This window comes from Massilia glaciei (assembly GCF_003011895.2).
GTDB lineage: Bacteria > Pseudomonadota > Gammaproteobacteria > Burkholderiales > Burkholderiaceae_D > Telluria_A > Telluria_A glaciei.
The window spans coordinates 50676-70541 of sequence record NZ_PXWF02000245.1; the positions used below are offsets into that span (position 1 = coordinate 50676).

General features: G+C 67.8%; 16 protein-coding genes. 12 read left to right on the forward strand and 4 right to left on the reverse strand.

What is annotated here, in order from left to right:
- Nucleotide 1: 1 nt before the first annotated feature.
- The 7 genes from C7C56_RS16410 (at nucleotide 2) to C7C56_RS16440 (ending at nucleotide 9539) form a co-directional block, all read left to right on the forward strand.
- Nucleotides 2-1066, forward strand: a complete 1065-nt coding sequence (locus C7C56_RS16410) for an ABC transporter ATP-binding protein (protein WP_106758448.1) — start codon at nucleotides 2-4, stop codon at nucleotides 1064-1066.
- Complete coding sequence (locus tag C7C56_RS16415) at nucleotides 1063-2109, forward strand: LacI family DNA-binding transcriptional regulator (protein ID WP_106758449.1); 1047 nt, start codon at nucleotides 1063-1065, stop codon at nucleotides 2107-2109. The genes C7C56_RS16410 and C7C56_RS16415 overlap by 4 nt, the downstream gene beginning before the upstream one ends.
- A 108-nt stretch (nucleotides 2110-2217) precedes the next feature.
- Entirely contained in the window at nucleotides 2218-3621 is a 1404-nt protein-coding gene (locus tag C7C56_RS16420) for a GH1 family beta-glucosidase (RefSeq protein WP_370660217.1), read from the forward strand.
- Between the two features lie 4 nt (nucleotides 3622-3625).
- Nucleotides 3626-6142 carry a glycoside hydrolase family 3 protein gene (locus C7C56_RS16425; RefSeq protein WP_106758451.1) on the forward strand — a complete coding sequence of 839 codons (2517 nt, stop codon included), beginning with the start codon at nucleotides 3626-3628 and terminating at the stop codon, nucleotides 6140-6142.
- Nucleotides 6139-7113: a glucokinase gene (locus tag C7C56_RS16430; protein WP_229458821.1), complete on the forward strand. Its 975-nt coding sequence runs from the start codon at nucleotides 6139-6141 to the stop codon at nucleotides 7111-7113. The genes C7C56_RS16425 and C7C56_RS16430 overlap by 4 nt, the downstream gene beginning before the upstream one ends.
- Before the next feature lie 80 nt (nucleotides 7114-7193).
- Entirely contained in the window at nucleotides 7194-8456 is a 1263-nt protein-coding gene (locus C7C56_RS16435) for a sugar MFS transporter (protein WP_106758453.1), read from the forward strand.
- Between the two features lie 72 nt (nucleotides 8457-8528).
- A complete protein-coding gene (locus C7C56_RS16440) occupies nucleotides 8529-9539 on the forward strand; it encodes a LacI family DNA-binding transcriptional regulator (protein WP_106758454.1) in 1011 nt (336 codons plus the stop codon).
- Here the strand turns inward: C7C56_RS16440 and C7C56_RS16445 are convergent, their stop codons facing one another.
- Together C7C56_RS16445 and C7C56_RS16450 are read right to left on the reverse strand one after the other, a co-directional pair.
- Nucleotides 9540-10160 carry an FMN-binding negative transcriptional regulator gene (locus C7C56_RS16445; protein ID WP_106758455.1) on the reverse strand — a complete coding sequence of 207 codons (621 nt, stop codon included), beginning with the start codon at nucleotides 10158-10160 and terminating at the stop codon, nucleotides 9540-9542.
- Complete coding sequence (locus C7C56_RS16450; protein WP_106758456.1) at nucleotides 10160-10624, reverse strand: OsmC family protein; 465 nt, start codon at nucleotides 10622-10624, stop codon at nucleotides 10160-10162. The genes C7C56_RS16445 and C7C56_RS16450 overlap by 1 nt, the downstream gene beginning before the upstream one ends.
- Nucleotides 10625-10739: 115 nt before the next feature.
- Between C7C56_RS16450 and C7C56_RS16455 the strand changes: the two genes are divergently transcribed.
- The 5 genes from C7C56_RS16455 (at nucleotide 10740) to C7C56_RS16475 (ending at nucleotide 16462) form a co-directional block, all read left to right on the forward strand.
- The gene (locus C7C56_RS16455) at nucleotides 10740-11303 is read left to right on the forward strand and encodes a DNA-3-methyladenine glycosylase I (protein ID WP_106758457.1); all 564 of its coding nucleotides are present in this window, start codon (nucleotides 10740-10742) and stop codon (nucleotides 11301-11303) included.
- 4 nt (nucleotides 11304-11307) lie between these two features.
- Nucleotides 11308-12975: an FAD-dependent 5-carboxymethylaminomethyl-2-thiouridine(34) oxidoreductase MnmC1 gene (gene mnmC1 / locus C7C56_RS16460; RefSeq protein WP_106758458.1), complete on the forward strand. Its 1668-nt coding sequence runs from the start codon at nucleotides 11308-11310 to the stop codon at nucleotides 12973-12975.
- Nucleotides 12976-13187: 212 nt separating this feature from the next.
- Nucleotides 13188-14867, forward strand: coding sequence for a response regulator (locus C7C56_RS16465; protein ID WP_106758459.1), 1680 nt, complete (start codon nucleotides 13188-13190; stop codon nucleotides 14865-14867).
- An 88-nt stretch (nucleotides 14868-14955) separates the two neighbouring features.
- On the forward strand, nucleotides 14956-15171 hold the full coding sequence (locus C7C56_RS16470; protein ID WP_106758460.1) for a hypothetical protein: 216 nt from the start codon (nucleotides 14956-14958) through the stop codon (nucleotides 15169-15171).
- Nucleotides 15172-15358: 187 nt separating this feature from the next.
- Nucleotides 15359-16462, forward strand: coding sequence for an ABC transporter substrate-binding protein (locus C7C56_RS16475; RefSeq protein ID WP_106758461.1), 1104 nt, complete (start codon nucleotides 15359-15361; stop codon nucleotides 16460-16462).
- Nucleotides 16463-16915: 453 nt separating this feature from the next.
- Here C7C56_RS16475 and C7C56_RS16480 read toward each other — a convergent pair whose 3' ends face one another.
- Nucleotides 16916-17596 (reverse strand): Fe2+-dependent dioxygenase, encoded by a 681-nt coding sequence (locus C7C56_RS16480; RefSeq protein ID WP_106758462.1) that lies wholly within the window; start codon nucleotides 17594-17596, stop codon nucleotides 16916-16918.
- A gap of 5 nt (nucleotides 17597-17601) precedes the next feature.
- Nucleotides 17602-19785: a TonB-dependent receptor gene (locus C7C56_RS16485; RefSeq protein ID WP_106758463.1), complete on the reverse strand. Its 2184-nt coding sequence runs from the start codon at nucleotides 19783-19785 to the stop codon at nucleotides 17602-17604.
- Nucleotides 19786-19866 lie beyond the last annotated feature (81 nt).

Sequence of the window (19866 nt, forward strand, 5' to 3'; positions counted from 1 at the left end):
GATGTCCAATCTGCGTCTGCGCAAACTGTGCGTGAGCCTTGGCGGCAACGCCATCATCGAGGACCTCGACCTCGAGGTCGAGCCGGGCGAGTTCCTGGTGCTGCTCGGCCCTTCCGGCTGCGGCAAGTCGACCCTGCTGCACAGCATCGCCGGCCTGACCGACATCAGCGGCGGCAGCATCGAGATCGGCGGCGTCGACATGAGCGACGCCGACCCGAGCGAGCGCGGGATCGGCATGGTGTTCCAGTCCTACGCGCTGTATCCGACCATGACGGTCGAAAAGAACATGTCGTTCGGCCTGCGCATCAGCGGCACCCCCAAGGCCGAAATCGCGCGCCGCATCGCGCGCGTGGCCGAGATGCTGCAACTGGGGCCGCTGCTGCAGCGCAAACCGGCCCAGCTCTCGGGTGGACAGCGCCAGCGGGTGGCGATAGGCCGCGCGCTGGTGCGCGAGGCCGGCGTGTTTTTGTTCGACGAGCCCCTGTCCAACCTCGACGCCAAGCTGCGCGCCGAGCTGCGCCGCGAGCTCAAGCTGCTGCACCAGAAGCTCGGCTCGACCATGGTGTACGTGACCCACGACCAGGTCGAGGCGCTCACGCTGGCGACCCGCATCGTGGTCATGCGCGGCGGCGTGATACAGCAGATCGGCGCGCCGGCCGAGGTCTACGAGCGCCCCGCGAACATCTTCGTGGCCGGCTTTTTGGGCGCGCCCGCGATGAACTTCGTGGCCGGCACGCTGGGGCCTGGCGGCGCGTTCGCCTCGCCGGCGCTGTCGCTGGCGCTGGCGCTGGCGCCAGAGCAGGCGGCGGTGTGCGACGGGCGCCGCGTCATCCTGGGCATCCGCCCCGAACACGTGCAAATCGACGGCGGCGGCGCGCTGCCCGGCACGGTCACGCTGGTCGAACCGATGGGCAACCACCAGGTCGTGTGGTTCACCTGCGGCGCGCAACTGCTGTCGGCGCTGGTGCACGACGCGCGCGTGTTCGCGCCCGGCCAGCGGATCGCGTTCGCGCTCGACGCGGCGCGCGGCTCTTTGTTCGACGACGCCAGCGGATGCCGGCTATGAGCCTTGAGAAGGTCACGATCAAGGATGTGGCAAGGCTGGCCGGGGTCGGCCTGGGCACGGCCTCGCGCGTGGTCAGCGGCAAGGGCTCGGTCTCGCCGGCCACCCTCGAGCGCGTCAAGAGGGCGATCGAGGAGCTCGACTTCCGCCCCTCGCACGCGGCGCGCTCGCTGCTGTCGGGCTCTTCGCGCATGATCGGGGTCTACCTCCCGGTCCTCAAGGGCACCTTCTACATGCCGATCCTGCAGACCATCGACGGCCAGCTGCGCGCCGCCGGCCTGCACATGGTGGTCGCCTTCGGCCTGGGCCTGGGTGTGGGCGACGAGCGGCGCCAGTGCATCGAGGGCATCGCGTTCCTGATCGAGCGCGGCTGCGACGGCCTGGTCGTGATGGGCGAGGGCATGGTCGAGGAGGACCTGGCCGGGCTTGGCGCCAAGCTCGATTGCCTGGTGGTGCTCAACCACAGCTTCGAGAGCATCCCCGACCAGTGTTTTTCGGCCGACCACACGCGCGGCGGGGCGCTGGCCGCGCGCGCGCTGCTCGACCAGGGCCACCGCGCGCTGGCCGTGGTGGCGGGGCCGGCGAGCCTGCCCGACAACGTGGCCCGGATCGATGGTTTCATGGCCGAGGTGGCCGCCGCCGGCATCGACACGAGCACCGTGTGGGTGGCCGAAAGCGACTTCTCGCCCGAGGGCGGCTGGGCCGCGGCGCGCGACCTGGCCGGCTCCGGCTACCATTTCACGGGCCTGTTTTGCGCCAACGACGAAATGGCGCTCGGGGCGCTGTCGTTCTTCCAGCAGGCCGGCATCGCGGTGCCGCAGCAGGTGTCGGTGATCGGCTACGACGACACCCCGAGCGCCGAGTTCTCGGCGCCGCGGCTGAGCACCGTGCACGTGCCGTGGAACGACGTCACGCACAACGCGCTCAACGCGCTGCTCGAGCGCTGCTACGACCTGCCCGCGCCGCCCGCGCGGGCCCTGCCGATCACCGTCACGCAGCGCGCCTCGCTCGCGCCGCCGCCACGCCAGGCGGGCGAAACCAAATAAATTTCCGTGCAAAACACACACATTCGCACTTTTCTGCGCTAGACTTGGAAACCTTTCCAATATAGCGCGACACCGATTCTTAGAAGAATAGCGACCATGACAAAAACAGTGAACGATCAGACAACGCCGCTGGCCGCCAGCGATTTTGGGCGCGACTTTCTGTGGGGCTGCGCCACCTCGGCCTACCAGATCGAAGGCGCGGCCGCCGAGGACGGCCGGGTCGAATCGATCTGGGACCGCTTCTGCGCCCAGCCCGGCGCGATCCGCGACGGCAGCACCGGCGCCGTCGCCTGCGACCACTACCACCGCTGGCCCGAAGACCTCGACCTGGCCCGCTCGCTCGGGGTGCGCGCCTACCGCTTTTCGATCGCGTGGCCGCGCATCTTCAGCGGCCCGGGCGCCAGGCCGAACCAGCGGGGGCTCGACTTCTACGCGCGCCTGGTCGACGGCATGCTCGAGCGCGGCCTGGAGCCGTGGGCCACGCTGTACCACTGGGACCTGCCGCAATACCTGCAGGACGCCGGCGGCTGGCAGCATCGCGCCACCATCGACGCCTTCGTCGAATTCGCCGACACCATGAGCGGCCACCTGGGCGGGCGCGTGAAGCACTGGATCACCCACAACGAGCCGTGGTGCACGGCGATGCATGGCAATTTCGACGGCGCGCACGCGCCCGGCGGCAAGGACCTGGCGACGGCGATGCAGGTCTGCCACAACGTGCTGGTCTCGCACGGGAGGGCGGTGCCGCTGATACGCGCCAACAGCGACGGCGCGCAGGTCGGCATTTCGCTGAGCCTGCACCCGATTTCGGCCGCCAGCGAGCGTCCGCAGGACGAGGCGGCGCGGGTGCGCCAGGACGGCCTGCGCAACCGCTGGTTCCTCGACGCCCTGACCGGCCGCGGCTATCCGCGGGACGTGCTGGCGCTGCTGGCCGACAAGGCCCCGCAAACCGCCGCCGGCGACATGGAGCTGATCGCCTCGCCGCTCGACTTTATCGGCGTGAACTACTACTTCCCGGAAATGGTCGAGGACGCGCCGGGCACCGAGCCGGTCGACACGCGCCTCGTGCTGCCGGCCGGTCTCGAGCGCACCGCCTTTGGCTGGGAGGTCGCGCCCGGGGGCCTGACCGCGCTGCTGACGCGCATCGCGCGCGACTACCAACCGGCCGCCATCTACGTGACCGAAAACGGCTCGACCTACGACGACGTGGTCGGCCCCGACGGCGAGGTCGACGACCGGGAGCGCCAAAGCTACCTGGTGCGCCACCTGCTGGCGCTGCGCGAGACGATCGCGCAGGGCGCCCCGATCAAGGGCTATTTCGCCTGGAGCCTGCTAGACAACTTCGAGTGGGGCGAAGGCCTGGCGCGCCGCTTTGGCATCACCCATGTCGACTTCGAGACCCAGCGCCGGACCCTTAAAACAAGCGGAAAATGGCTGCGCGCCTTTCTCGCAGGGGCCGATCAAAGCGCCGATCCAAGCGCCGATCCAATCAACGATTCAACCAACGGATAACGCCATGAAAAAACTCGCCCTCACTTGCATGATCGCCGCCGCGCTGCAGCCGGCGGTGTCGTTTGCGGCCGCCCCGCAGCCGAAGGACTGGCCGCGGCTGAAAAGCGCGATCGGAAAGAACGCCGCGCTCGAGGCGCGCGTGGCCGCCATCGTGGCCGGCATGACGCTGGCGCAGAAGGTAGGCCAGATGACCCAGCCCGAAATCAAAAGCGTCACGCCGGCGCAGGTGCGCGAGCACTACATCGGCTCGGTGCTCAACGGCGGCGGCAGCTGGCCCGGCATGAACAAGCGCGCCAGCGCGGCCGACTGGGTGGCGCTGGCCGACAGCTACCACGCCGCCTCGATGGCGACCGACATGATCGTCAAGGTGCCCGTCATCTGGGGCACCGACGCGATCCACGGCCACGGCAACGTGTATGGCGCGACCCTGTTCCCGCACAATATCGGCCTCGGAGCCGCGCGCGATCCGGCGCTGGTGGGGCGCATCGGCGCCGCCGTCGGCAAGGCGGTGCGCGCGACCGGCGTGGCGTGGGTGTTCGGGCCGACGCTGGCGGTGGTGCGCGACGACCGCTGGGGCCGCACCTACGAGAGCTTTTCGGAGGACGGCGCGCTGGTCAACAGCTACGGCGGCGCCTATGTGCGCGCGCTGCAGGGCAACTTCGGCGGCCAGGCCAACGTGGTCGCCACGGCCAAGCATTTCCTGGGCGACGGCGGCACCGACCAGGGCAAGGACCGCGGCGTGAACATGGCGACCAAGGCGCAGATGCTGAGCCAGCACGCGCAGGGCTATTACAGCGCGCTGGCGGCCGGCGCGCAGACCGTGATGGCGTCGTTTAACAGCTGGAACGACGTCGCCGCCGGTGTCGACTACGGAAAAATGCATGGCAACGCGTCGCTGCTGACGGGCGTGCTCAAGACGCAAATGGGCTTTGACGGCTTTGTGATCGGCGACTGGAACGGCCACGCCGAAGTGCCGGGCTGCCGCGACGACAGCTGCGCCCAGGCGATCAACGCCGGCGTCGACATGATCATGGTGCCCGACGCCTGGAAGGGCTTCATCGAGAACACCATCGCCCAGGTCAAGGCCGGCCAGATCCCGATGGCTCGCATCGACGACGCCGTCACCCGCATCGTGCGCGTCAAGCTGCGCGCCGGCCTGTTCGGCAAAACGCCGTCCGCCAACCGCTACGCCAGCAAGCAGGAGGCGCTCAAGGCGCGTCCGTTGGCGCGCGAGGCGGTGCGCAAATCGCTGGTGCTGCTCAAGAACGACGGCGCGGTGCTGCCGCTGGCGCGCGGCAAGCGCATCCTGGTGGTCGGGCGCAGCGCCGACAACATGCAGAACCAGGCGGGCGGCTGGTCGCTGACCTGGCAGGGCACCGACAACAAAAACAGCGACTACCCCGACAGCGACACCATCCTCGCGGCGATCACCGACGCGGCCGGCGCCGCCAACGTTGAGTACAGCGCCGACCCGGCCGCGCTCGACCTGTCGCGCTTCGACGCCGTCATCGCGGTCATCGGCGAGGGCCCGTACGCCGAGGGCGATGGCGACATCGGCCCCGGCGGCACCCTGCGCCACAGCGCGCGCCACCCCGAGGACCTGGCCGCGCTGGCCGCCGTCTCGGGCAAGGGCAAGCCGGTGGTCACGGTGTTCATGGCCGGGCGGCCGCTGTACGTCAACGACCTGCTCAATTTGTCGGACAGCTTCGTCGCGGCTTGGCTGCCCGGCAGCGAGGGCAAGGGCGTGACCGACGTGCTGTTCCGCGACAAGCGCGGCAAGGTGGCGCACGACTTCACGGGCAAGCTCTCGTTCTCGTGGCCGAAGTCGGCATGCCAGACCGGCCTCAATGTGGGCGACGCCGGCTACGCGCCGCTGTTCGCGCACGGCTATGGCCTGAGCTACCGGCGCACCGCCACGCTAGGCCGGCTCGCCACGCCGGCGCACGAGGGCGGTTGTGGCGTCACCAGCGCCTTCCCGGTGTTCAACCAGACCGACCGCGCCAGCTTTCCCCTCGCGATCGTGAGTGGCGGCCAGCGCAGCGCCCTTGGCGCCGACCTCAACAGCACTTTCAGCCTGCCCGGCGTGAGTGTGCAGACCTCGCAGATCAACACCCAGCAAGACGCCAAGCTCGTCACGTGGAGCGGGCCGGCGCGCTTCGAGGCGCGCGCCGCCGCCCCGCGCGCGCTGCCGGGCTATGCCAGCGCCGACGGCGTCTTGCAGTTCGACACCCTGGTGTCGCAGTCGCCGCAGGGCAAGGTCGAGATGACCATCGGCTGCGGACCCGGTTGCGCCGGCACGCTCGACGTGACCAAACTGTTCGCCGCGCTGGCCGGCAAGCCGCGCCAGAGCGTCAAGATCCCGCTGGCCTGCTTCGCGGCCAAGGGCGCGCGCTTCGAGCAGCTCGACATGCCGTTCAGCGTGGCCAGCGACGCCCCGTTCGCGGCCGCCTTCACCAACCTGCAGATCGTCGGCGGCGCCGCCAAGGATAAAGACGCCGTCAACTGCAAGGAGGCGCTGTGAGCACCATCGACCGCGGCCCGCGCCTGCTGGCCGACGTTGGCGGCACCAACGCGCGCTTCACCATCGAGACCTCGGAGCGCGGCTACGCCGCGGTGGCCGTGCTCGCGTGCGACCAGTACCCGAGCCTGGGCAGCGCGATCGCGGCCTATCTCGGCAGCGCCGAGGTGCGCGCGCTGGACGTGGGGCCGGTGCGCCACGCGGCCATCGCGATCGCCAATCCGGTCGACGGCGACCAGGTCAGCATGACCAACCACCACTGGAGTTTTTCGACCTCGGCGCTGCGCACCGAACTCGACATGAGCACCCTGCTGGTGGTCAACGACTTCACCGCGCTGGCGATGGCGCTGCCGCACCTGCTGCCGTCGCAGCGCACCCGCATCGGCGGCGGCGTCGAGCTGGCCGGCCGCACCATCGGCCTGATCGGACCGGGCACCGGGCTTGGCGTGTCGGGCATCGTGCCGGCCGGGGGCGGGCGCTGGATCGCGCTCGACAGCGAAGGCGGGCACGTCACGTTCGCGCCGGCCAACGCCGACGAGGCGAAAATCCTCGCCTTCCTGTGGGACAAACTGGGCCACGTGTCGGCCGAGCGCCTGCTGTCGGGCTCCGGCCTCGAGACGATCCTGCTGGCGCTGTCGGGCCGCTCGCTCGGCGCGGCCGAGATCACCGAGCGCGCGCAGGCCGGCAGTTGCGCCGAGTGCGCGCGCGCGGTCGCCTGTTTTTGCGCGGTGCTCGGCACCATCGCCGGCAACGTCGCGCTGACGCTGGGCGCGACCGGCGGCGTGTACATCGGCGGCGGCATCGTGCCGCGGCTGGGCGGTTTGTTCACCGGGTCGGCGTTCCGCGCGCGCTTCGAGGACAAGGGCCGGCTCTCGCCCTACATGGCGCGCATTCCCACCTATCTGATCACGGCGGCCTACCCGGCCTTTGTCGGGATTTCGGCCATGCTTTCGGAACAGACGGCGCACCAGTAGGAAAACGAGAAGTTTCACACCAGAAGTTCGCACCACAAAAAGTTCGCACAGTTCGAACAAGCACAGACCAGGAGACCAGCATGGAACACGCAGCACAGCCAATCACCGTCAGCCGGACCGGCGCCGAGAACAACACCGGGCCACTGATCATCATCACGATCCTGTTTTTCATGTGGGGCCTGCTCACCTCACTCAACGACGTCCTGATCCCGCACCTGAAGGCGGTCTACACGCTCACCTATGTGCAGGCGATGCTGGTGCAGTTCTGCTTCTTCGGCGCCTACTTCGTGGTGTCGCTGCCGGCCGGCATGCTGATCCGTAAAATCGGCTACCAGAGCGGCGCCGTCACCGGCCTGTTGATCGCCGCCGCCGGCTGCGCGCTGTTCTATCCGGCCTCGACCAGCGGCTACGCGCTGTTCCTGTTCGCGTTCTTCGTGCTGGCCTCCGGCATCACGATCTTGCAGGTCGCCGCCAATCCGTATGTCACGGTGCTGGGCAAGGCGAGCACCGCCTCGAGCCGGCTCACGCTCACGCAGGCCTTCAACGCGCTCGGCACCACGGTGGCGCCGGCGCTGGGCGGCTTGCTGATCCTGGGCGGCGGCGCGGCCGTGCTGGCGCAGACCCCGCTCGAGCAGGCGGCGTCGGTGCAGGGCCCTTACCTGGCGCTGGCCGGCGCGCTGCTGCTGCTGGCGGTGCTGTTCGCCCTGGCGCGGCTGCCAAAAATCAGCCACGCCGATGACAGCGCGGCCCTGGCCACCGACAGCGGCGTGACCTCGGCGATGTCGCAGCGCCACCTGGTGCTGGGCGCTGTCGGCATTTTCCTGTACGTCGGCGGCGAGGTCAGCATCGGCAGCTTTTTGATCAACTTCCTCGGCGAGCCCGATATCGCCAACATGTCGGCCGCGACCGCCGCCCACTATGTCAGTTTTTACTGGGGTGGCGCGATGGTCGGGCGCTTCATCGGCTTTGCCGTGATGCGCTATGTCAGCCCGGGCAAGACGCTCGCCTTCAACGCGCTGTGCTCGATCGCGCTGATCCTGACGGCGATCTTCACCAAGGGTCAGGTGGCGATGTGGGCGATCCTCGCGGTCGGCCTGTGCAACTCGATCATGTTCCCGACCATCTTCAGCATGGCGCTGCACAAGCTCGGCAAATTCACGGGCCAGGGCTCGGGCATCTTGTGCATGGCGATCGTGGGCGGCGCGCTGGTGCCGTTCGCGCAGGGCGCGATGGCCGACTCGATCGGGTTGCAATGGTCGTTCTTCGTGCCGGCCGCCTGCTACATCTTCATCCTGTACTACGGCCTGCGTTTTGCCGGGCTGTACCGCGACGGGAAGGCGTGATGCCGCGGTAGGATTGCGCAGCGGGCCACGGATGCAGTATCCTCCAGTCTTACCGACGTTGAGAAGACAACCGTGGCAACAATCAAAGACGTGGCCCGCCTGGCGGGAGTTGGCCTCGGCACCGCATCGCGCGTGGTGAGCGGTCGCGGTTCGGTCGCGCCCAAGACGGTCGAACGCGTCAGGAAGGCGATCGCGGAGCTCGACTTCCGCCCCTCGCACGCGGCGCGTTCGCTGCTGTCGGGTTCATCGCAGATGATCGGCGTGTACGTGCCCGTCTTGAAGGGCACGTTCTACATGCCGATCCTGCAGACCATCGACACCGAACTGCGCGCGGCCGGCCTGCACATGGTGCTCGCCTTCGGCGTGGGCGTGGGCGACGCGCGGGCGCAGAGCATCGAGGGCATCGAATTTTTGACCGAACGCGGTTGCGACGGCCTCATCGTGATGAGCAACTCGCTGCGCGAGGACGACCTCGTGGCGCTCGGCCCCAAGCAGTCGCGCCTGGTGGTGCTCAACGACGTGTACACCAGCATCGCCGACCAGTGTTTTTGCCCCGACCATGTGCAGGGTGGGGCGCTGGCCGCGCGCGCGCTGCTCGAGCGGAACCACCGGCGCATCGCGGTCATCGCCGGCCCGTCGAACGCGCCCGACAACGTCGAACGGATCAACGGCTTCATCGACGAGTTGGGGCGCGCGGGCATCGACCAGGCCGGCGTGTGGATCACCGAAAGCGACTTCTCGCCGGCCGGCGGCTGGAGCGCGGCCGAAAAACTGCTCGCCTCTAAGCACCCGTTCACGGCCCTGTTCTGCGCCAACGACGAGATGGCGCTGGGCGCCCTGTCGTACTTCCAGCAGGCCGGCCTGGCCGTGCCGGGCGACGTCTCGGTGATCGGCTATGACGACACCCCGGCCGCCGAGTTCTCGGCCCCGCGCCTGACCTCGGTGAACACGGCCTCGCGCGAGCTCACGCGCAACGCCGTGCACGAACTGCTCAACCGCTGCTACGGCGCCGCCCTTCCGGTCGAACGGGTGTTCCCGCTCGGCGTGACGCAGCGCGCCTCGCTCGGGCCGGCGCGCGCCTGATCAGGCGCCGCGCCGCTGCCGCATCAGGGCGGCGAAGGGATCGTCCGCGAGGCCGGCGGCGATGCCGTCCTGGTCCTGCTGCGAACGATTCTGGCTGACCTTCCACTTGCCCTGCATGCGCTCGAGCGGGATCTCGATCCCGACGATCGCCTTGAGCAGCTGGTCGACATAGTCGCGCGGCGCGTCGTGCACCGACCATGGCATCGCGCGCGTGCCTTCGTGGCGCGCGGTGAGGCGCTCGAGCAGCGCGAGCAGCCAGGCCGGATCCTCGATCGCGCGCAGCGTGCCGTGCGCGTGCACCGCGGCGTAGTTCCAGGTCGGCACCACCTTGCCGCTGATCGCCTTTTCGGCGTAGTGGGCGGGCGAGATGTAGGCGCCCGGTCCCTGGAACACCACCAGGGCCTGCTGGCCCCCTTGGCGCCACAGCGGATTGGCGCGCGCCACGTGCGCGCGCAGCACGCCGAATGGCGCGTCGCTGGCCGGCGCCGCGATCTCGAACGGAATATGGTCGGCGCTCAGCCCCGCTGCGCCATGCATGACCAGCGTGCCAAGCGGATGGGTGCCGATCAGGCCGTGCATGACGTCGATGTGCGACTCGTCGAAGTGTTTGGGCCCGTACATCAGGATGCCTCCTCGACGACGACGTCGGCCGTGATCGAATTGGCGATGTAGCACTTGTCGTGCGCGTTATGGTGCAGCGCCGCCAGCTTGGCGGCGTCGGGCCCCTCACCGCGAAACACGATCACGGGGCGCAGCGCGATTCTTGTCATCGCGATGCGGCCCTGCGCATTTTTTTCCATGGTGCCGAGCGCGTTGTCGCGGTAGCTGTCGACCACGAAGCCCGCCTGCGCCGCGAGCGACAAAAAGAACAGCATGTGGCAGCTCGACGCGGCCGCCACCAGCGCCTCCTCCGGGTCGACATTTGCCGGGTTCGACATTGGCAGCGGCACCGACAGCGGCGACGACGACGCCGGCACCCGCAGGCCGCCGTCGAACGCCCACTCGTGCGCGCGGCTGTAGCGTTGGTCGGTAAAGCCTTCGTGCTCGCCGCGCTGCCAGGCGATGCCCGCCTCGAACTGTTGCATGTCTTCTCCCGGGTTATCTCGCATTGTCATTATAGAATGCTTGCGGCTGCGGCGCGGGGCGCGGCCCGTCCCGATCATTTATACTGCCTGCTTCCATCCCCGCGAGCCCGACTCCATGACCGTCACCCGCTGCACCTGGGCCAATCCGGCCAACCCGCGCTATCTGGCCTACCACGACCAGGAATGGGGCGTGGTCTGCCACGACGAGAACCGCCTGTTCGAGATGCTCAATCTGGAGGGCGCGCAGGCGGGCCTGAGCTGGGAGACGATCCTCAACAAACGCGAGAGCTACCGCGCCGCGTTCGACGGCTGGGACGCCGAAATAATCGCGCGCTACGACGCCGCCAAGGTCGCCGAGCTGCTGGCCAATCCCGGCATCGTGCGCAACAAGCTCAAGGTGGCGGCCGCCATCACCAACGCCCAGGCCTACCTGCGCCTGCGCGCCGAGGGCCAGTCGCTCGACCAGTACCTGTGGGCCTGGGTCGGCGGCGCGCCGATCATCAACAGCTTCGGCGCCGGCGACCGTCCGGCCAAGACGGAGCTGTCGGACCGGATATCGAAGGACCTGATCAAGCGCGGCTTCAAGTTCGTCGGCTCGACCATCATCTACGCCTATATGCAGGGTATCGGCATGGTCGACGACCACGATGTGAAGTGCTTCCGCCACGCGGAGCGCTAGTCGCGTGGACTGGCGGGCGCACTGGGGCGGGCGTGAGCGCTTTGTCGTGTTCGACGCGCGCCCCGTCGATGGCGCCGGCTTCGATGCCGCGCTCAAGGCCTGGCACGCCGACCCGCGCCGGCCCGGGCGCCTGCATTACATAGCGCTCGCGCGCGGGTCGCCTTCGGGTTTCCGGCGCCGGCTCCAAGCCGATTCGAATGTCACGCTTGACCTGTTGTGCGTGCCGCTCGCGCAGGCACTGGCGCAGCTTGAGGCGCGCATCGACGCGGCCGTCGTGCACGGCGTGGCGGACAGCGCCGCCGCGCGCGCGATCGCCCGTCTCGCGGCGCCCGGCGCGCGCCTGTTCGCCTCCGACTCGCTCCAAGAGGTGTTTTCCGCCGCCGGCTTCGTGTGCGAGGGCGACGGTGGCGCCTTCAAAGGCGTATTCGCCGGGCGTGCTCCGCAGGCGGGCGCGCAACTGCAATCGCCGCGCAATGCGATCGTGCTGGGGGCGGGTTTGGCCGGCGCCGCCGCGTGCGAGCGCCTGTGCGCGCGCGGCTGGCAGGTCACGCTGGTCGAGCGCCACGCGCACGCGGCCACCGAGGCATCGGGCAACCTGGCCGGCATCTACATGCCGCTGCTGTCGAAGGATGACAACGTCGGCACCCGGTTGTCGCGTGCCGCCTTCTTGTTCGCGCTCGGCTACTGGGAAAGGCTCGGCGGCATCGGCGCGGCGATTGAGGGCGCCGGCTGCGGCGTGCTGCAGCTGGCGCGCGGGCCGGAACACGCCGGCGTCCAGCGCGCCATCGCCGGCCAGGGCCGGTTGCCGTTGGATTTCGCCGAATGGCTTGACGCGCCGGCCGCCAGCGCCATGCTCGGATCGAACGCGCCCGACGGCGGCTGGTTGTTCCGCAAAGGTGGATGGGCGCATCCGGCCAGCGTGTGCGCGGCCATGCTGGCGGCGTGCGGCGCCAAGCTGACGCAACGCTTCGGGGTGGGCGACGTGACGCTGCGGCGCGAGGCCGACGGCCGGTGGACGGCGCTGGCGGCCGACGGCACGGCCATCGCCAGCGCGCCGACCCTGATTTTGGCCAACGGCACCGGCGCCGTGAGCCTGGCGCAGGCGGCCACGCTGCCGCTCACGCCGGTGCGCGGACAGGTCACCCATCTGGCCGAAGGCAGCGTGCGCGCGCTTCCCTTCGTGCTGTGCGGCGAAGCCTACCTGACGCCGGCGGCGCATGGCATCCACTGCGCCGGCGCCAGCTACGACGCCGACCCCGATCCCGAATTGCGCACGGCCAGCCAGGACCAGAACCTGGCGCGCATCCGCGCCTTGCTCGGTGACGCGCGCGCCGGCTTCGGCGCGCCGCTGCGCGGGCGGGTCGGCCAGCGCTGCGTGGCGCCGGACCGGCTGCCGCTGGTCGGCGCGCTGCCCGACCCGGCGCGGCGGGGCCGCGTCGAGCGCCTGCGCGACGTCGCCCGCCACGACGGCCTGCATGCCTTGCTCGGCTACGCTTCGCGCGGCCTGACCTGGGCGCCGCTGTGCGCCGAACTGCTGGCCGCCCGCCTCGACGGCGAGCCGCTGCCGCTGGAGACGGCGCTGGCCGGCGCGCTCGACCCGGCCCGCTTCCTGTTGCGGGAACGACGCAGGGCCGGCGCGGGCGGCCAAAACGGCGCGGGAAGCGGAGTATAATTTCCAAAAGACAACGCAATGCACTGGCTCGAAGGGAGCTGACGATGGAGGTTTTGCCCGCTTCAGCCCGGAACCGGCACCGCATTCCGGAGTGCCGCCGATGAGTGGACATGGACTGTTGGACGACGGTGGAGCAGGGAATTGATGCGGCATGCCGCATCCCTGCGTAACGGGCCTGCCATGCAAGGCAGGCCTCCCATGCGAGGGTGGACATGAGTGGACACGGACTGTTAAACGAAGCCCGCCAAAGCGACCGCACGCACTGGCTGCACAAGCGCTACCTGATCGTCGACGACCTTGCCAGCCTGCGCGATGTGCTGCGCGCCAGCCTGCAAAAGCTCGGCGCGACGACGATCGACTACGCCTCGTCGGGCCGCGAGGCGATCGCCCTCTTGATCAAAAAACGGTTCGATGTCGTGCTGTGCGCATGCCACCTCGGCGAGGGCAGCGACGGCCAGCAGGTGCTGGAAGAGGCGCGCGCACGCGAACTGCTACTGCCCAGCGGCGTGTGGGTGATGCTCTCGCCCGAACAGAACACCGAATCCATCATGGGCGTGGCCGAACAACAGCCCGACGCCTACCTGATCATGCCACTGACCGAACGCGACGTGATCGCGCGCCTGGCGCTGATCTGGCAAACCAAGCGGTTGTTCAAGCCGATCGACGCCGCCTTCGCCGAAAAAGACTACAGGGGCGCGGCCGACGAATGCGAGACCCAGATCGCCGCCAACCTCCCGCACGAGACCGAGCTGCTGCGCCTCAAGGCGAGCCTGCTGCTCAAGGGAGGCGAGGCCGAGATGGCGCGCCAATGCTTCGAGCGCGTGCTGCTCGGGCGCGGCTACCAGTGGGCGCGCGCCGGCCTGGCCAAGATCCGCATGGCCAACGGCGAATTCGAACAGGCGTGCCAGATGTTCCAGAGCGTGATCGCGGAAAACCGCCTTTACATCGAAGCCTACGACCAGCTCGCGATCGCGCACCAGAACATGGGGCGGTCGCGGCAGGCCTGCGATGTGCTCGAACGGGCCACGATCCTGTCGCCCAACTCGGTGGCGCGCCAACGCAGCCTGGGCCAGGTGTCGCTCAAACTGGGCCTGATGAATCTGGCCGAGCGCGCTTTCCGCAAGTGCATCGCGGTCGGCCAGCATTCGATCATGAAATCGCCCGACGCCTACCTCGGGCTGGCGCGCGTGTGCGGCCTCAAAAACGATCCGCAGGAGGCTATGCGCCTGCTCACGACGGCCCGCAGCGACTTCGCCGGCGACGGGATCGAGCTGCGCGTCAAGATCGCCGAGGGCCTGGTGCACCACGAGAGCGGCAACGCGCCGGGCGCGCGCCTGGTCGGCGAAGAGCTCGAGCACATGCTGCGGCGCGGCGCGCAGCGGCCCGACATGGTCAGCTGCATCGAGATGGCCTCGCTGATGCTGGCCGTGGGCCTGCGCGAGGCCGCCGTCGAGCAGTTGCGCTACATCACCAGGAACAACCACGACAACTCCTCCCTGATCGAGGAGGTGCAAAGGGTGTTCGAGCGCGCCAGCATGCGCGGCGAGGGCGAGGCCTTGATCGCCGCGGCGCGCAAGGAGGCGACCGACCTGATGAACCGGGGCGTGCTGCTGTGGAAGACCGGCAAGGCGCTCGAGGCCCTGGCCTGGATGCGCAACGCGCGCACCGTGTTGCCCGACAACCTGCGCATCTTGTTCAACGCGGCGCAGATCCTCGTGTCGCACCTGCAGCAAAGCGGCTTCGACCAGGAGCTGGCCAACGAGGCCGGCGAGATCCTGATGCACGTGGACCGGATCGCGCCGGGGCAGCGGCGTTTTTCGCTGCTGATGGACCAGCTGGCCAAGGTGGTTCCCTTGACCCCGACCAAGGGCGAGGGCCAAGTTGTGGCTTAAAACACGCGTCCACGCGTGCACGCGCCTTGCTGGTGATAAACTGTACATTGCGCGGGACTATCCGCATCACTACTGGAAAGGGACATCAATGCGCGAAATCGCCAGGGAAGTCTACGAAAAAATGAGAGTTGGAAATAGTGCCTGGATCCGCCCCGTGGCGGCCAAGGGCGACACCGTGCCGTCGTTTCAATCGGTGCACGATGAAGTCAAGCAAATGGCCGAAGAGGGGCTCATCGCCATCTCGACCGTCAAACGGCAGGAAGACGGCCTGATCGACGCGATCCGGATCCAGCGCCTGTCCTAAGCCACAAAACTGAGCCACAAGGCGCGCGCCGCAATGGGGCGCGCCCGGACGACCCTCCCGCATCGCCGCAGTCCGCCGGCGCAGCCGCCCCGCACCTGTCGGTCGGCAACAATCCCTCAAGCCACAAGTCATGACCGTGTCATAACGATCTCCTATCATCTGCGCATTTCGACATGGAGTGCACCAGATGAAATTTCGCGCTATCGTTTCTTGGTCCCTATTCGCGCTGGCCGCCGCCGGCGCGCCCGCGCTGGCCGCCGGTCCGGCCATCGTGATCGGCCAGGCCATCGACCTGTCGGGCAGCAACGGCAGCATCGGGCGCGATTACGTCGCCGGGATCACGACCTATTTCGACAGCGTCAACGCGAAAGGCGGCATCAAGGGCAGGAAGATCCAGTACATCGTGCGCGACGACCGCGGCGAGCCGGCCGAGACGGCCCGCCTGGTGGGCGAGCTGATCAGGCAGGACCGCGCGGTCCACCTGCTCGGCGGCATCGGCGCCGAATCGACCGAGGCGGTCCTGGCCGCGCCCGCCTTCGCGCAGACGCGGCAGGTGCTGTTCGCGCCGCTGGCGGACTCGTTCGCCAGTCCGGGCGGGCGGGTGCTGTTCTGGCGTCCGGGCATCGAGCAGGAATTGCGCTTCCTGCTGGGCTACTTCGAGAAATTGGGGATCAAGACCGTCGGCGTGGCGTACCAGCAGAGCGCGCAGAACAGCAAGACCTACCGCTTCGTGTTGACCGAAATGGCGCGGCGCAAGATGCGCCTGGCGGGCAGCGCGAACATGTCGGGCAGCGACGCCGAGAACGCCAGAAGGGTGGCGGCTTTGAGCAAATCGGGCGCGAAAATGGTGCTCACGATCGCCGACACCACGGCGTCGAGCGTGTTCTTGAAGACGTTCCGCAAACACGACAGCACCACCTTCGTGGCGGGCACGTCGCTGATCAATTTGCAAACGCTGAGCCAGATCGCGGGGTCGAAGGCGACCGCGTGGACCGTGTTTTCGCAGGTGGTGCCCAATCCGGAGGTGGCGGCGTCGCCCTTGCAGTCGGAGCACATCGCGATGATGCGCAAGTTCCGCGACGAGCCGATGTCGTCGATGACGCTCGAGGGGTTTGCCGTTGCCAAGACGCTGGCCAGGGCGATCGAGCGCGATCCGGTCGGTTATGCGGGCGGGCCGGTCAAAGCGATCGATCTGGGCGGCATGTCGATCGTCGCCGGTGGGCAGGGGGGCAACTTGTCGCAGTTTGTCGATATCGCCATGCTCAAGCAGAGCGGGGGGTTGATGTACTAAGGTGTGCCAGTCGTCAGCGTGGCAAAGTTAAGCGAACTTCGCGTACCAACCCGTCGTCCCCGCGTAGGCGCACTGCTGTCCGGAATAATTTCCTTGACATGGAACCAGTGCAAAACTGGTGTTTAACGCGACAGAAATCAAGCTATCGAAATATCGAACTTCATCAATAAAATACCCAACGTCATTCCTGCCATTGGCAGAAATGACTTCCCGCGAAGGTGCAAACGCATGCGTTTGCCCCATGCTGAGCTTGCCTACACGGGAAATATAGAACCTTCAGGCCCGGGAACTGTGCGTCAAAATTTTTGGAAGGCGCGTGACAGCATGCTCATGCTGGGGCAAACGCATGCGTTTGCGCTTTCGCCGGAATGACGTTGAGTTCGAATGGCGCGGATACATTCGCGAGGATGACGTCGGCTAGGACGTCGGTTAGGACGTTGGCCCGGACGTCGTTCAGACCTCGGCCCACATCCGCAGCAGGTTGTGATAACTGCCCGTCAGTTGCACCAGCGCGCGTGGGTCGCCGCCGGTCTGCCCCAGCCGCTGGATGGCCGTGTCAAGGTCAAACAGCAAGGTGCGCTGCCCGTCGTCGCGGATCATGCTTTGCACCCAGAAAAATCCCGCCAGCCGCGTCCCGCGTGTCACCTGCGTGACGCGGTGCAGGCTCGACGACGGATACAACACCAGGCTGCCCGCCGCCAGCTTGACCGAGTGCTCGCCATACGTGTCCTCGATCAGCAACTCGCCGCCGTCGTAGTCCCCCGGCCCGGCCAAAAACAGCGTCGCCGAAATATCGGTGCGCAACTTGGTGCCAGTGCCTGGCAGCAAACGCACCGCGTTGTCGATATGGTCGCCAAACTGCTGTCCCACATCGTAACGGTTGAACAGCGGCGGATACACCTGCGCCGGCAGCGCGGCGCTGATGAACAAGGGATGGCGCTCCAACGCCTGCAGCAATAAATCCCCCAACGCGCGGCTGACCACCGAAGCTTCCGGCAATTGATTGTTGTCCTTGACGCGGCTGCCCTGGTAGCCAGCGGTCGCCCGCCCGTCCACCCAGTCGGCTGCGGCGAGCGCTTCGCGGAAATGCAGCACTTGCTCGGGCGTCAACAGGTCTGGAATGGTGATCAGCATGGTGATTAAAAGCGATAGTTAACCGAAGCGATGATGGTACGTCCTTTCGCCGGGGTTGCGCGGCCGGCCGAGGCGGTTTCGAAGTAGCGCTGGTCGCCCACGTTCTGCAGGTGCAGGCGCAGGTCGTAGTTCTTTTGCTTGTAGGCGACGGTGGCGTCGAAGCGGGTGTAGCCGTCGATTTGCGCCGATTCGAAATTGTTGACGAAGCGGTCCGACGAATAGACCACGCCGCCGCCCGCCTCCCAATTGCCCATGACGCTGTAGGTGCTCCACAGCGAGGCGCTGTGCTCCGGCGTGTTCGCCAGCGTCTTGCCCTGGGCATAGAGGTAGGGGCTCGCGGCCGTGCCGGAGCCGGTGCGGTCGAACGAACTGACCACCTTCCCGTCGAGCCAGGTGTAGCCGGCAAGCACCTGCCATGCCGGCGTGATGCGCCCGACCACGCCGAGCTCCATGCCCTGCACCCGGATATTGCCGTCGAGGGTGGTCAAGCCGGTGGCCCGGTCGAGGGTGCGCGCGTCCGTTTTCTCGACCCGGAACACGGCCGTGTTGAAGGTCAGGTTGCCGTCGAGCAGGTCAAGCTTTGCGCCGGCCTCGAGCGAGCGGTTCTTTTCCGGGCTCAAGCCTTCGGTCGCCGCCGTCAGCGACATGGCCTCGGCGGAGGGGTTGAACGAGGTGCCATAGGAAACATAGTAGGACTGGGTATCGCTCGGCTGCCAGATCGCGCCCAGCCGCGTGCTCAACATCTTGTCGGTGCGGCTGCGCAGCACGGGGCTAGCCGCCGGGCTGGTCTTGGTGCTGTAGTCCGCCGAGAAGCGGTCCCAGCGCAAGCCGCCGACCAGTTTCCATTGCTTGTTCAACTCAAGCTGGTCGTTGACGTACACGGCCAGCGTGTCGGCGCTGGTGTCGGTGACGGCGCCGGGGGTGCGGGTCGCGGTGGCCGGCTTCGGTCCGTAGTTCGGCGCGCCGAGGTTGACGTTGCCGAGTCCGGCCCAGGTGTAGACGTCGTTGTGGAATTTGTCGCGGCCGATTTCGGCGCCGGCGGTGATCGTGTGCTTGACGCCGCCCGTGACCGCCTTGATGATCAAGTCGGTCTGGTTGAACAGGGTCTGGTCGCTGGCCACCCGGTCGCGGGTGCTGTACGGCGCCTGGAGTTGGCCCAGCGGGGTGTCGCGGCTCGGCGTGCCTGAATTTGGCGCGACCATGGTCACGGCGCTCAGCGGCGTCGGCGAGGCCGCGGTTTCGGTTTGGCTGAACTGGGTGCGGTTCGACAGCGTGACGTTCGGGCTCAGTTTATGGCGCACGCTGGCGGTCAGCACGTCGACGTCCTGGTTGTTCTTGTCGTCGGTGAAGCCATAGAAACGCTCGCCAGGGGCGTTGATCGGTTTGGCTACCTTGCCCGGTCCCGTGCCCAGCAATGGAAAGCCGTAGTCGGGCAGGTCGCGGTTGCGCTGGATCAGCGCCGACAGGCTGATTTCGGTCGGGGTGCCGATGCCCAGGCGCAGCGACGGCGCCACGCCAATATGCCTGGCCGTGGCCACGTCGCGCGTCGAGCCGATGTCCGAGGCCATGGCGCTGACGCGCAGGGCCGAGGTGTCCGACAGCGGGCGGTTCAGGTCGATCGTGGCGCGGTAGTAGTCATCGGTGCCGATGCTGGCGCTGGCCTCCGAACTGGCCTTCAGGCCAGGTTTCTTGCTGACCTGGTTGATCACGCCGCCGGTCGAGCCGCGTCCGAACAGCATCGACGACGGGCCCTTGAGCACTTCGACCGCCTCGAGAAAAAACGTGTCGCGCGAGTACTGGCCGCGGTCGCGGAAGCCGTCGATGAACATGTCGGTGCGCGCCGAGAAACCGCGCAGGTTGATGTTGTCGCCGATATTGCCGCCTTCGCCGGTCGAAATGGTAATGCCCGGCACATTGCGCAGCGCCTCGACCATCGAGGTCGCCGCCTGCGATTCGAGCACCGCGCGGTTGATCACGGTGACCGATCCGGCGATGTCGCGCAGGGCCAGCGGCGCCTTGGCGCCAACCGTGCTCTGGGCGGGCGCGAAGTCGTTGTTCGCCTCGGCTTCGACCTTTACTTCGGGCAACGTCGTGGCGACCGCCTGGGCAGAAGTGAACTGCGGCAGGGCGGCGGGGATGGCAAACGCGGCGAGCAGTGCGGTGGCGGTCGGATTGAGGCGGTGTTTCATTGTGGGTTTTTCCGGTCGAGTCAAAAGTGCGACGGATTGTAAATGCGAATCGTTCTCACTATCAATGAGAATCATTCGCAT

What these genes read in the sequence shown, in the direction of transcription:
- C7C56_RS16410 (WP_106758448.1), top strand. Translation starts at nt 2, where the DNA reads ATGTCCAATCTGCGTCTGCGCAAACTGTGCGTGAGCCTTGGCGGCAAC.
- C7C56_RS16415 (WP_106758449.1), top strand. Translation starts at nt 1,063, where the DNA reads ATGAGCCTTGAGAAGGTCACGATCAAGGATGTGGCAAGGCTGGCCGGG.
- C7C56_RS16425 (WP_106758451.1), top strand. Translation starts at nt 3,626, where the DNA reads ATGAAAAAACTCGCCCTCACTTGCATGATCGCCGCCGCGCTGCAGCCG.
- C7C56_RS16435 (WP_106758453.1), top strand. Translation starts at nt 7,194, where the DNA reads ATGGAACACGCAGCACAGCCAATCACCGTCAGCCGGACCGGCGCCGAG.
- C7C56_RS16445 (WP_106758455.1), bottom strand. Translation starts at nt 10,160, where the DNA reads ATGTACGGGCCCAAACACTTCGACGAGTCGCACATCGACGTCATGCAC.
- C7C56_RS16450 (WP_106758456.1), bottom strand. Translation starts at nt 10,624, where the DNA reads ATGCAACAGTTCGAGGCGGGCATCGCCTGGCAGCGCGGCGAGCACGAA.
- C7C56_RS16455 (WP_106758457.1), top strand. Translation starts at nt 10,740, where the DNA reads ATGACCGTCACCCGCTGCACCTGGGCCAATCCGGCCAACCCGCGCTAT.
- C7C56_RS16465 (WP_106758459.1), top strand. Translation starts at nt 13,188, where the DNA reads ATGAGTGGACACGGACTGTTAAACGAAGCCCGCCAAAGCGACCGCACG.
- C7C56_RS16470 (WP_106758460.1), top strand. Translation starts at nt 14,956, where the DNA reads ATGCGCGAAATCGCCAGGGAAGTCTACGAAAAAATGAGAGTTGGAAAT.
- C7C56_RS16475 (WP_106758461.1), top strand. Translation starts at nt 15,359, where the DNA reads ATGAAATTTCGCGCTATCGTTTCTTGGTCCCTATTCGCGCTGGCCGCC.
- C7C56_RS16480 (WP_106758462.1), bottom strand. Translation starts at nt 17,596, where the DNA reads ATGCTGATCACCATTCCAGACCTGTTGACGCCCGAGCAAGTGCTGCAT.
- C7C56_RS16485 (WP_106758463.1), bottom strand. Translation starts at nt 19,785, where the DNA reads ATGAAACACCGCCTCAATCCGACCGCCACCGCACTGCTCGCCGCGTTT.